This is a genomic window from Streptomyces sp. CRN 30, from assembly GCF_034105845.1.
Map to the genome: position 1 here is coordinate 1 of NZ_JAVRHI010000141.1, position 11,768 is coordinate 11,768.

General features: G+C 73.9%; 9 protein-coding genes. 4 read left to right on the top strand and 5 right to left on the bottom strand.

Annotated features, from left to right (window positions below; all coding sequences use genetic code 11):
• Positions 1–561: 561 nt before the first annotated feature.
• Genes UW392_RS13585 through UW392_RS13600 form a run of 4 tightly spaced genes read right to left on the bottom strand, consistent with a single transcriptional unit; the run spans position 562 to position 4,419 of the window.
• Positions 562–1,551: a DNA-3-methyladenine glycosylase 2 family protein gene (locus tag UW392_RS13585; protein ID WP_320775213.1), complete on the bottom strand. Its 990-nt coding sequence runs from the start codon at positions 1,549–1,551 to the stop codon at positions 562–564.
• Between the two features lie 58 nt (positions 1,552–1,609).
• Positions 1,610–2,911, bottom strand: coding sequence for a coenzyme F420-0:L-glutamate ligase (locus UW392_RS13590; RefSeq protein ID WP_320775214.1), 1,302 nt, complete (start codon positions 2,909–2,911; stop codon positions 1,610–1,612).
• Positions 2,908–3,867 carry a 2-phospho-L-lactate transferase gene (gene cofD, locus UW392_RS13595; RefSeq protein ID WP_320775215.1) on the bottom strand — a complete coding sequence of 320 codons (960 nt, stop codon included), beginning with the start codon at positions 3,865–3,867 and terminating at the stop codon, positions 2,908–2,910. The genes UW392_RS13590 and cofD overlap by 4 nt, the downstream gene beginning before the upstream one ends.
• Positions 3,868–3,900: 33 nt before the next feature.
• Complete coding sequence (locus UW392_RS13600) at positions 3,901–4,419, bottom strand: cysteine dioxygenase family protein (protein WP_320775216.1); 519 nt, start codon at positions 4,417–4,419, stop codon at positions 3,901–3,903.
• Positions 4,420–5,154: 735 nt separating this feature from the next.
• Between UW392_RS13600 and UW392_RS13605 the strand changes: the two genes are divergently transcribed.
• The 3 genes from UW392_RS13605 to UW392_RS13615 all read left to right on the top strand — a co-directional run bounded on the left by UW392_RS13605 (position 5,155) and on the right by UW392_RS13615 (position 10,826).
• Complete coding sequence (locus tag UW392_RS13605) at positions 5,155–5,418, top strand: WhiB family transcriptional regulator (RefSeq protein WP_010034659.1); 264 nt, start codon at positions 5,155–5,157, stop codon at positions 5,416–5,418.
• A gap of 210 nt (positions 5,419–5,628) precedes the next feature.
• Positions 5,629–9,354 (top strand): glycosyltransferase family 2 protein, encoded by a 3,726-nt coding sequence (locus UW392_RS13610; RefSeq protein ID WP_320775217.1) that lies wholly within the window; start codon positions 5,629–5,631, stop codon positions 9,352–9,354.
• Positions 9,351–10,826 (top strand): DUF5719 family protein, encoded by a 1,476-nt coding sequence (locus UW392_RS13615; RefSeq protein WP_320775218.1) that lies wholly within the window; start codon positions 9,351–9,353, stop codon positions 10,824–10,826. The genes UW392_RS13610 and UW392_RS13615 overlap by 4 nt, the downstream gene beginning before the upstream one ends.
• Positions 10,827–10,877: 51 nt before the next feature.
• Here UW392_RS13615 and UW392_RS13620 read toward each other — a convergent pair whose 3' ends face one another.
• Positions 10,878–11,327, bottom strand: a complete 450-nt coding sequence (locus UW392_RS13620; RefSeq protein ID WP_320775219.1) for a metallopeptidase family protein — start codon at positions 11,325–11,327, stop codon at positions 10,878–10,880.
• 294 nt (positions 11,328–11,621) lie between these two features.
• On the opposite strand from UW392_RS13620, the gene UW392_RS13625 reads away from it, so the two are divergent.
• The coding region (locus tag UW392_RS13625) for a DUF3499 family protein (protein WP_320775220.1) at positions 11,622–11,768 on the top strand (147 nt) is incomplete at its 3' end.

Genomic DNA, 11,768 nt, shown 5'->3' on the forward strand with positions numbered 1-11,768 from the left:
GGTGTCCGTCCTCGGAACGGCGCGCAGCTGTCATTCCCAGAGGTTCCCGGTGTCGACGCGCGCCGTCCACTGCGGGCGGACACCCCCACCCCACCCCCTCACCACCGCACGCGCCTGACGACAACACCCCGATGCGGCCACATCCCGATGTCGCCAGATCCCAATGTCGGCCACATGCCAATGCGGCCTCATCCCAATGCGTCCCACAGACCCGACGGGCCTCTGCGTCCCGCCACCCGCGCACAGCCCCGCCGCCGCGATCCGCGGCTCCGCGCCGTGATCCGCGCGGGCAGCGATGCCGCCCCCCCTCCGCGGGCAGCGATGCCGCCCCCCTCCGCGGGCAGTCGTGCCGCCTGGGGCGGCACGGGTGGGCGCGGCGGCACCCCGTAAGCGCCGGGCCGCGTGACCCACCCCCGCCTCAGCCTCGGTGCCGGGCCGCGTGGCCCACCCCGCCTCAGCCTCAATGCCGGGCCGCGTGGCCCACCCCGCTCCAGCCCCGGCGCCAAGCCACGTTGCGCACACGGCTGTGCAACACCCCGCCCGTCCAGAACCCGACGCAAGTCATATCGACCGCATGTCGCGAGGCGCCAGCCGCGGAGCGATCCGCCCCGGCACGCACCCGCTCAACAGCACCAGCCGAGCCGCCCGATGCCGCTGCCCGGCATAAGGCTCCAGCAGTCGCAGCATCTCCGCGTCGTCGGCCGACCGGTCACCCCCCAGCGCCCATCCCACGATCCCCGGCAGATGCAGATCCCCTACCGTCACCGCGTCCGGCGCCCCATGACTGCGCTGGACGACCTCCGCCGAGGTCCACGGACCGACCCCCGTCACCGCCTCCAGCCGCGCCTGCGCCACCGCCGGCTCCATCCCGGCCGCCTCCTCCATCCGGGAGGCGACCCGTACGGTCCGCAGGATCGTCGACGCCCGCTTGTCGTCGACGCCCGCCCGGTGCCACTCCCAGGACGGGATCAGCGCCCACGTCTGCGGCACCGGCATCACGTACATCCCGGCCGGCGCCGGCCCAGGCGCCGGTTCGCCGAACTTCCGTACGAGCAGCCGCCACGCCCGGTACGCCTCGGTCGCCGTGACCTTCTGTTCCAGGATCGACGGGATCAACGACTCCAGCACCAGCCCGCTGCTCACCAGCCGCAGCCCCGGCAGCCGGTGCCGCGTCACCGCCAGCAGCCGGTGCCGCGGCACGAACGCCGCCGGGTCGTCGTCCGCGCCGAGCATCCGCGGCAGGCGGTCGAGGAGCCATTCCGCGCCCGGCCCCCACGCCTCGCCCCGTACCTCGCCGTTCCGGGAGGTGACCCGCAGCGTGCCGGGGCCGACGGGGGTCAGGGAGGCCCGCCACACCGACCCGTCCGGCAGCGCCTTGAACGTGGGGTCGCCCGGCCCGCGCCGCAGCGGCCCGAGCACCAGGCTCACGTCGAGAGGCCCGTCGGGGACCCAGACCCGGGCCCGGCCGGGCGCGTGCGCCTGCGCGGGCACACCCGCGGACCCGCCGCGCACCGTCGTACGCGTGGGGCGCTGAGCGAAACGTCCTGCCACGGGTGGGGTCCTTGAGAGAGGAGAGGTCCCTACGAGGGTAGGCGCTCGCGCGGAACCGTCACCGCACCTCGATGAAGGAGCCCGCGTCCCGGTCCGGGCGGGGACGCGGTTCCTCCGCGGGGTGGCCGACCGCGACCGCCCCCATCGGGTCCCACTCCGCGGGCAGCCCGAGGACCTCCCGTACGACGTCCCGGCAGAACATTGTCGAGGACACCCACGCGGAGCCGAGCCGCTCACCGGCCAGCGCCACGAGGAGGTTCTGCACGCCCGCGCCCGTCGCGACCACGAACATCTCCCGCTCGGCCCCGTCCCGCCGGGTGTCCCCGTAGGTGTGCGAACCGTCCATGACCAGGCAGGGGACGACGAGGTAGGGCGCGTTGCGCAGGACGTCGCCGCGGCGGACGCGCTTGGCGATCGACTCCTCCGGCTTGCCGTCCCGGCGGAGGTCCTCGATCCACGCGTCCCGCATCGCGTCCAGGAGCCGGGTGCGGGACTCCGGCGATTCGAGGAGGACGAACCGCCAGGGGGTGGTGTGGTGCGGGGCGGGGGCGGTGACCGCCGCGGCCACCGCGCGGCGGACCGCGCCGCCATCGACGGGCTCGTCGGTGAACGCCCGTACGGTACGGCGCTGGGTGACCGCCTGCCGTACCGCCTCCGAGGTGCCCAGCCGGAACATGTCGTCGCGCGCGCCCCGCACCATGGTCCGGGCCCCTTCGCCGTCGTCCTCGGTCAGTGTGTGTGCCAGGCCGCGGACCACGGCGACGGGCAGCCCGGCGGACTTGCCCTTCACCAGGTCGCCCGCGGCGGCGAGCTCGTCCGCGGTGGCGACGACGGTCGCGCCGAGCGGATTGCCGTGGCCGTCCTTGCCGCCGCGCAGGTCGTCCAGGACCCGGACGCCGGCCGCGCCGATCGCCACGTCCGTCAGACCCGCCCGCCAGGGACGGCCGAAGGTGTCGGTGACGACGACGCCCACGTCCACGCCGAGGACGCCGCGCAGTCCGTCGCGTATGAGGCGGGCCGAGGCGTCCGGGTCCTCGGGGAGGAGCAGGACCGTACCGGCGGGCGTGTTCGACGCGTCGACGCCGGCGGCCGCCATGACCAGGCCCTGTCGGTTCTCCACGATGCGCAGCGCGCCGCGCCGGGCGACCACCCGGACCGTCTCCGCGTCGATCGCGGCCTCCCGGTCGTCGGCCTGGACGACCCGGCCCTCCGCCTTGGAGACGATCTTCGAGGTGACCAGGAGCACGTCGCCGTCGGCCAGTCCCGGCTCGGCGGCGGCGATCAGCTCGGCCAGGTCGTCGCCCTGCCGCACCTCCGGCAGGCCGGGCACCGCCCAGACCCGGTAACCGTCCCCGCTCAAGCCGCCCGCACCTCCTCGGCCAGCGCCAGCGCCTCCCGGGCCATCTGGGCCGTCGCCTCCGGGTCGGTCATCATCAGCGGCACCGCGCGGCAGACGATGCCCGCCGCCTTCACGCGCGTGACGGACTCGGCGTCGACCGTGTCGACCAGCCAGCCGTCCAGCAGTCCGGAGCCGTAGTGCTCGGCGACCGCCGCCGCCGTGGACTCCACGCCGACCGCCGCGAGCACCTTGTCGGCCATGCCGCGCACCGGCGCGTCGCCGACGATGGGGGACAGTCCGATCACCGGTACGCCCGCCTCCGCGATCGCCTCCCGGATGCCGGGCACGGCGAGGATCGTGCCGATGGAGACGACCGGGTTGGACGGCGGGAAGAGGACGACGTCGGCCTCGGCGATGGCCTCCAGGACGCCCGGCGCGGGCTTGGCCTGCTCGGCGCCGACCGGCACGATCGCCTCGGCGGGGATCGAGGCGCGCAGCCGGACCCAGTACTCCTGGAAGTGGACGGCCTTGCGCTCGCCGCCGATCTCCACGGCGACGTGGGTCTCCACGCGGTCGTCGGACATCGGCAGCAGGCGTACACCGGGCTGCCAGCGGTCGCAGAGGGCCTCGGTCACCGCGCTGAGCGGATAGCCGGCGGTGATCATCTGGGTGCGCACGATGTGCGTGGCGAAGTCCCGGTCGCCCAGGCCGAACCACTCGGGCCCGGCGCCGTACGCCGCGAGTTCCTCCTTGAGGTGGAAGGTCTCGTCTCCCCGGCCCCAGCCCTGTTCCTCGTTGATGCCGCCGCCGAGCGTGTACATCACCGTGTCGAGGTCCGGGCAGACCTTCAGCCCGAAGAGATGGATGTCGTCCCCGGTGTTGCCGACGACCGTGATCTCCGCGTCCGGCGCGGCCAGCTTCAGACCGCGCAGGAACCGGGCACCACCGATGCCGCCTGCCAGAACCACAATGCGCATGGACCCAGTCTCGCAGGCGGGTACGACAGTGCGTCAGGCAGTCGTCGGCGCGGACGGGTTCCGAGCGGGGGTCGTGGTGGACGCGCACCGCGCGGAGTGCATCGGCATCTCCGTCAGACCGGGGCTGTAGATGTGCAGGCTGACCGCCGGCTCCAACGTGTCGTTGATCACCTCGTGCGCGTAGCCCGGCGCGAACACCCGCTGGGAACCGGGGCGCAACGCGCGCGTGGCGCGCGGGGTGCGCTCGGTCAGCGTGCCGGTGAGGACGGTCAGGACGCCGGACGAGGGGCCGTGGTCGTGGAGGCCGCTGCCCTGTCCGGGCACCCAGGACAGCAGCCACACCTCGTAGCCGGGTCCGGTGCGCAGCCGGTGGTACCAGCGCGAGACGGCGTCGTAGCGGACGAGGTGTTCCCACTGGGAACGGTCGGCGGCGATCGACCGGGCCAGCCCGGCGAACTCGGCCACCGTGGCCGGGTGCTCGCGCGGCGGCTGCATGAGGTGCGGTACTTCGAGGATGTCGCCGGCGATCTGGAGGTCGCTGTCGCTGTTCATGGGGTGCGGTGGTTCCTCGGCGGAGAGTGCGGAAGCGTGCGGCGGACGGCGGGTGCGCCGTGGCGTCCACCCGGGTCGCGGGGGAGGACGGGCAGCCGTGCCCTGGTCAGGCGGGGAATCGCGGGCCGGGTCGCGTGAACCCGGAGGTCGGCCGGAGCGGGCTCGCTCAACAGCAGGAACAGCGACAGCTACAGCGAGCGTGGGCAGCACCGAGGGACCCGGCGCGGCGGGTCGAGGTGAGTGCCAAGTTCGCGAGCATGCCCACTAGGACAGCGGCTCACACCTGCACTGTCAACTCGACGCCCGAAATGTGGGACTTGTTTCACCTCATCCGGTTCACCTGAAAGATGAAAGGTTTGCTCACGGGGCTCTCGGGACACATGGCGCACAAGCCGGGCGCACAACCCCCGTTGCGATCTCGTGATCCGAATGTGATCAGACTCGCTTCGGCGCGTGTGTCGGAACGAGATCGATTGCCGGGGCGTCCTTCTCCATAAGGGATCTGACGGGGACCCGTGTGGCGGAGTGACCCTTCGGGCCCTGTCGGTGTGTCAAGGTTTAAGGCGATTTGAACACTTTCCGCTTTGCCTTGGTTCCGCAGAGTGAATAAGGGGCCCAATAGCAGATCTCGGCTTGACTCGCCCGGAGCAGCACACTTGTAATTTCACTCGTGTCGTTCAGCCGTAATCGGTAACGGCTACATCACGGGGACGCGAAGACAGACGAGGGGCGCACATGACCGAGACGGTGCAGCAACTGCTGGTCGACGACGCGGACGAGGAACTCGGCTGGCAGGAGCGCGCGCTGTGCGCCCAGACCGACCCCGAGTCCTTCTTCCCCGAGAAGGGCGGCTCCACCCGGGAGGCCAAGAAGGTCTGCCTCGCCTGCGAGGTCCGTTCCGAGTGCCTCGAATACGCCCTCGCCAACGACGAGCGATTCGGCATCTGGGGCGGCCTCTCCGAGCGGGAGCGCCGCCGGCTGAAGAAGGCCGCCGTCTGAGAACGGCCGCGGTCACGGCGCCGTGAGACGCCTATGAGCGCAGTACAACCGGGCATAGCGAGACGAACGGCCCGTCGCGGGTGGGTTGTCCACAGGCGGCGGGCCGTCCTCATGCCCAGCCGATAGTGTGGGCGCTCGTCCGAGACGCCCCGCCCTTTTCACCAGGCGCCGGCGTCCACCGCAGTCCACCGAACCGGGGCCCGTACCTCGATGTCCGTGCACAGCCACACGGCAGCCCACGACACCGCTGCCACACCTGAGTTCCCGCGTCATGTGGTGACCGCGGTCCTCGTCTCCCACGACGGCGCCCGCTGGCTGCCCGACGCGCTGTCCGGCCTGCTCGGCCAGGAGCGGCCCGTGCAGTACGCCGTCGCCGCCGACACCGGAAGCGCCGACGCGTCCGCCCAGTTGGTCACCGAGGCCCTCGGTGACGACCGCGTCCTGCACCTCGCCCGCCGCACCGGCTTCGGCCAGGCCGTCGAGGAGGCCACGCGCACCGCGCCCCTCCTCACCCCGGACGACCTGCCGTACCTGAAGCGGCCCAGCGGCTGGGACCCCGTCACGCGCAGCTGGCGCGACGACGCCTACGACCTGCCGGACCTTCCCCACGGCGAACCCGTCCAGTGGCTCTGGCTGCTGCACGACGACTGCGCTCCCGAACCCGACGCCCTCGCCCAGCTGCTCCAGGTCGTGGAGAACGAGCACGAGCTGGGCCGCGAGGACGTCGCCGTCGTCGGCCCCAAGCTCCGCGGCTGGTACGACCGGCGGCAGTTGCTGGAGGTCGGCGTCTCCATCGCCAACTCCGGCCGCCGCTGGACCGGCATCGACCGGCGTGAGCAGGACCAGGGACAGCACGACCACGTCCGGACCGTGCTGTCCGTCTCCACCGCCGGAATGCTGGTCCGCCGGGACGTCTTCGACGCGCTCGGCGGCTTCGACCGGCGACTGCCGCTCATGCGCGACGACGTCGACCTGTGCTGGCGCGCCCACGCGGCCGGACACCGCGTCCTCATCGCCCCCGAGGCGGTCGTCCGCCACGCGGAGGCCGCCTCCCGCGAGCGCCGCACCGTCGACTGCGCGGGCCGCACCACCGCCTCCCCGCACAAGGTCGACAAGGCCGGCGCCGTCCACACCCTGCTCGTCAACACCCGCACGGCCGCCCTGCCCTGGACGCTGTTCCGCATCGTCCTCGGCACGGTCCTGCGCACCTTCGCCTACCTCGTCGGCAAGGTGCCCGGCCAGGCCCTCGACGAGATCCGCGGCCTGCTGAGCGTGGTGCTGCGCCCCGAGCGCGTCCTCGCCGGACGCCGCGTCCGGGGCCGCCCGCAGATCGAGAAGGACGAACTGCGCCCGCTCTTCCCGCCACCGGGCGCCACCGTCCGCGCCACGGTCGAACAGGCCGCCGGCAGCCTCTTCGGCAGCTCCGACGCCGAGGTGGCCTCCGGCGCCGGACGGCACGGCGGCGCCGTGGAGTCCGGACCCGGCGGCGACGACGCCGACTTCCTGGAGATCGAGCAGTTCGCGCGCCTCAAGCGCATCGCCCGCAGACCCGGCCCGGTCCTCTTCCTGGTGCTGCTGCTCGTCTCCCTCGCCGCCTGCCGCGCCCTCCTGAGCGGCGGCGCGCTGGCCGGCGGTGCCCTGCTGCCCGCTCCCGACGGCGCCGGCGACCTGTGGTCGCGGTACGCCGACGCCTGGCACGCGGTCGGCGCCGGCGGCACCGCCTCCGCACCGCCCTACCTCGCGATCGTCGCCACGCTCGCCTCCGTGCTGCTCGGCTCGACCGGCCTCGCCGTCACCCTGCTGCTGGTCTGCTCGGTCCCGCTGGCCGGCGTCACCGCGTACTTCGCCTCCCGGCCGCTCGTCACCTCCCGCCTGCTGCGCGCCTGGGCGGCCGTCGTCTACGCCTTCCTGCCCGCCGCCACCGGCGCCCTCGCCGGCGGCCGCATCGGCACCGCGGTCCTCGCCGTCCTGCTGCCCCTGATCGCCCGCGCGGGCGTCGCGGCGGCCGGCCTGACCCGGCAGGACGGCCGCGGCACCTGGCGCGCCACCTGGGCCTACGCCCTGCTGCTGACGATCACCACCGCCTTCACCCCGATCGTGTGGCCCCTCGCGCTGCTCCTCGGCGTCGGCGTCCTGGCGCTGCGGCGGAGCGAGATCACCGCCTACGGCCTGCGTTTCCTCGCCCAGCTCGGCACCCCCCTGCTGATCCTGGCGCCCTGGTCGCTGTCGCTGCTGCCGTTCGGCTTCTTCGGGGAAGCCGGCCTGGAGTACGGCGCGTCGGCCGCCTCCGCCCTCGACCTGCTGGGCATCAGCCCCGGCGGTCCGGGCACGGTCGGCGGACTGCTGCTCATCGGCATCGTGCTGGCAGCCCTCGCCGCCCTGCTCCGCTCCGAGCGGCAACTGGGCATCCGTACGGCCTGGGTGGCCGCCCTCGCCGGACTGCTCTTCGCCGTCCTGTCCAACGGCTCCGCCTGGGCCGGACCCGCGACCCTCGTCTACGGCGTCGCCCTCCTCTCCGCCGCCCTCCTCGGCGCGGACGGGGCACGCTCGCGGGTGGCCGAGCAGAGCTTCGGCTGGCGCCAGCCCGTCGCCGTACTGATCGCGCTGGCCTCCGCCGTCGGACCGCTGATCGCCGCCGCCGGCTGGGTCCTCGGCGGCGCCGACGGCCCGCTGGAGCGCCGCGACCCGGTGCAGGTGCCCGCGTTCGTCGCCGAGGAGAGCGGCGGCCGCGACCAGGCCCGCACCCTCGTCCTCGACAGCGACTCCGCCGCCCACGTCCGCTACACCCTGGTCCGCGGCTCCGGCGCCCGCCTCGGCGACGCCGAACTGGCCGCGGCCGACGGCGCGAACAGCACGCTCGGCAAGGTCGTCGCCAACCTCGTCGCCGGTTCGGGTGCGGACCAGGCCGACCAGCTCGGCGGCTTCGCCGTGCGCTACGTCCTCGTCCACAAGGGCGCGCCGCGCGAGGTCACCCGGGTCCTGGACGCCACCCCCGGACTGAGCCGCCTCAGCCAGCAGGACGGCAGCGGCCTGTGGCGGATCGACCGGGAGGTCGCCCGCGCCACCGTCGTCACCGAGTCCGGTACGCCCGAACCCGTCGCCGCCGGACCCGTGGACATCCACACCACGGTGAAGCCCGGTACCGAGGGCCGCGTCCTGCGCCTCGCCGACACCGCCGACGAGGGCTGGACCGCCACCCTGGACGGCAAGCCGCTGACCCGCACCACGGTCGACGGCTGGGCGCAGGGCTTCGAACTCCCCGCCGCCGGCGGCAGGCTCGACGTCACCTACGACGCACCCTTCACCCACACCGCCTGGCTGTGGCTCCAGGGCCTGCTCGCCGTCGTCCTCGTCGTCCTCGCACTGCCCGGCCGGCGCCGTGACGTCGACGACGACCTGCCCGAGGAGCCGGACGTCCCCGCCGAGGCCGCCGCCGGAGAGGGCCGCCGCGCCCGCCGCCTGCGCGCCCAGGCGGAGGCCGAGGCGGCCGAGGCGGAGACGGAACAACCGGCCGACGCCCCGCACCCCGAGGGGGAGCAGCCCCCCGCCGAGCCCGTGGCCGTCCCCCGGCAGCAGTCCTACGACGACTGGCCGCAGGACCCGGCCCAGGGCACCTACGACGCCTACGGCACGCAGGAGCAGTACGCCCCCGACGGCTACGGCCAGGTGCCCCAGCCCTACCCGGCGGGCACCTACCAGGACGGCCAGTACGCGCAAGGGGAGTACCAGGGCGGCCAGTACGACCCGTACGCCTACGGCGGTCAGCACGCCCCGGAGACGTACGACCAGGGCTACGGCCAGGGCTACGCGCAGGAATACGGACAGCAGTACGACCCGGCCTACGACCCGCAGGGCTACGAGACGCAGGTCGACCCGGCCCAGCACCCGCACCCGCGAGGCACGGGCAGTGAGCGTCCCGACGGGAGCCAGCAGTGAACCGCACCACCCTGTCCCTGATCGCCGCGGTGGCCGCGCTCGGCGCCGTCACCGGCTTCGCGATGGTCACCACCCCGGAGACCACCGGCACCACCGCCACCGGGACGGCCGCCCTGCGCCCCGTCGAGCGCACCGGCCTGGTCTGCCCGGCGCCCAGCACCTCCGACCTGGCCGAGACGGCGTACACGTCCTTCACCCCCGTCACCGAGGGCGCCGAGAGCGACGGCGAGGCGGAGCTGACGGCGGCCGGTGAGAAGACCGGGAAGGCCGGCGAGAAGGACGAGGCCGTACTGAAGCCGGAGAAGCCCGGCACCCCGGCCACCGGCGACACCTCCGGTGGTGAGGCGCCCGCGCTGATCGGCACGGCGGAGGGGAAGTTCGCGCCCGGCTGGACCGTCCAGCAGACCACCGAGGTGGCCGCCGGCACCGGCCGTGGCCTCCTCGGCGTCAACTGCACCGCACCGGACACCGAGTTCTGGTTCCCCGGCGCCAGCGCGGACCCCGGCCGCACCGACTACGTGCACCTGACCAACCCCGACGACTCCGCCGCCGTGGTCGACATCGAGCTGTACGGCGCGGACGGCGAACTGGAGTCGGCGGTGGGCGAGGGCATCACGGTCAAGCCGCACGCGAGCGAGGCGGTCCTGCTGTCCACCCTCACCGAGGCCAAGGAGTCCGACCTCACCGTCCACGTCGGCGTCCGCAGCGGCCGGGTCGGCGCCGCCGTGCAGGCCCTCCACGCCAAGCTGGGCGGCGACTGGCTGGCCGCCTCCACCGACCCGGCGGGCAGCCTGGTCGTGCCGGGCATCCCCGAGGACGCCGAGGACGTACGGCTGGTGCTGTTCACCCCCGGTGACACGGACGCCGACGTCAAGGTGCAACTGGCCTCGCCGTCCGCGCTGATCTCCCCCGCCGGGCACGAGACGGTCCGGGTGAAGGCGGGCACGACGACGGCCGTCGACCTCGCCGACGTGACCCGCGGCGAGGCCGGCTCACTGGTGCTGACGCCCACCGGCCGGTCCGTCCCGATCGTCGCGGCGGTGCGCGTGGTGCGCGGCAAGAACTCCGGCCAGGAGACGGCGTTCATCCCCGCCACCCGTGCGATCGACACCCGCGCGACGGCCGTCGACAACCGCGCCAAGGGCACGACCCTCTCCGTGACGGCCCCCGAGAGCGACGCGAAGATCAAGGTCACGGCGTCCGCGGGCAGCGAGGGCGGCACGGAGGCGACGGAGACGTTCACCATCAAGAAGGGCACCACCCAGAACGTCGAGGCGCCGGTCCCCGACGGCCTGAAGGGCACGTACGCGCTGACGGTCGAGCCGGTCTCGGGCGGCCCGGTCTACGCCTCCCGCACGCTGACGGCGACCGAGGACGGCGTCTCGGCCTTCACCGTGCAGACCCTGCCGGACGACCGGGGCACGGTGTCGGTGCCCGAGGCGGAGGAGGACCTGTCGCTCCTCCAGGAGTGACGACGCCGACGGGGTGGGCCGGGGGAGGGCAGGGGCGCGCGCATCGGCGCGTCAGTCCTCCCCGTACCGCGGGTCGACCGTCTCCGGTGTCAGCCCCAGCAGGTCGGCGACCTGCTCGACGACGACCTCGTGGACGAGCATCGCCCGCTCGTCCCGCCCCTTGGTGCGGATCTCGACCGGCCGCCGGTACACCACGACCCGCGCCCGCCGGCCGTCCCGCGAGGACACCGTGCGGCCGAGCGGCACCGTCTCGTCGCTCCAGACGTCCCCGGCCTCGTCCGGCCGCGGCACGTCGAGCACGAGGAAATCGATGTCGGCCAGTTGCGGCCAGCGCCGTTCCAGCCGCTCCACGGAGTCCTGCACGAGATCCGCGAACACCTCCGCGCGGCTCGCCGCGAGCGGCACCTGCGGCGGCGCGATCGGGCCGCGCATGCCCCGGCCGTGGCGGTCACGGCGGCGGGGAGCGGTAGCGGCGTCACGGGGTGTCACGGGGTTGTCCATCACTGGTGAAGGGTAGTCCCCGCGGGGTCCGCGCGCCGGGCTCCACACCGGATACGGCGACCCGCGCAGCACCTCGTGCCGCCGGTCCCGGCAGAACCGTTCCGGCCAAGGTGGGGCTCGATTCCATATCTCTCCGGGGCCCCGGAAGCGGGGGTGATTGGTGGGGTTTGTGTGGGATCATGGCTGGTTCCCGTCCCGCCCGTCCTGCCGGGGAGCGGTGTCCGCGCAGGTCAGCGAGGTGGGTCGGAAGGGGCGTGTGGGGCGTTCCACACCGCGACACGGTGGAGTGACCTGGTGGGCAGTCGTCGCGGCCCGCTCAAGAGTGCGGTACCGTCCAACGTCGTGAGCCCTGTACGTCGCTGTTCGCGCACCGCTTGCGGCCGTCCCGCCGTAGCGACGCTGACGTACGTCTACGCCGACTCGACCGCGGTCCTCGGCCCG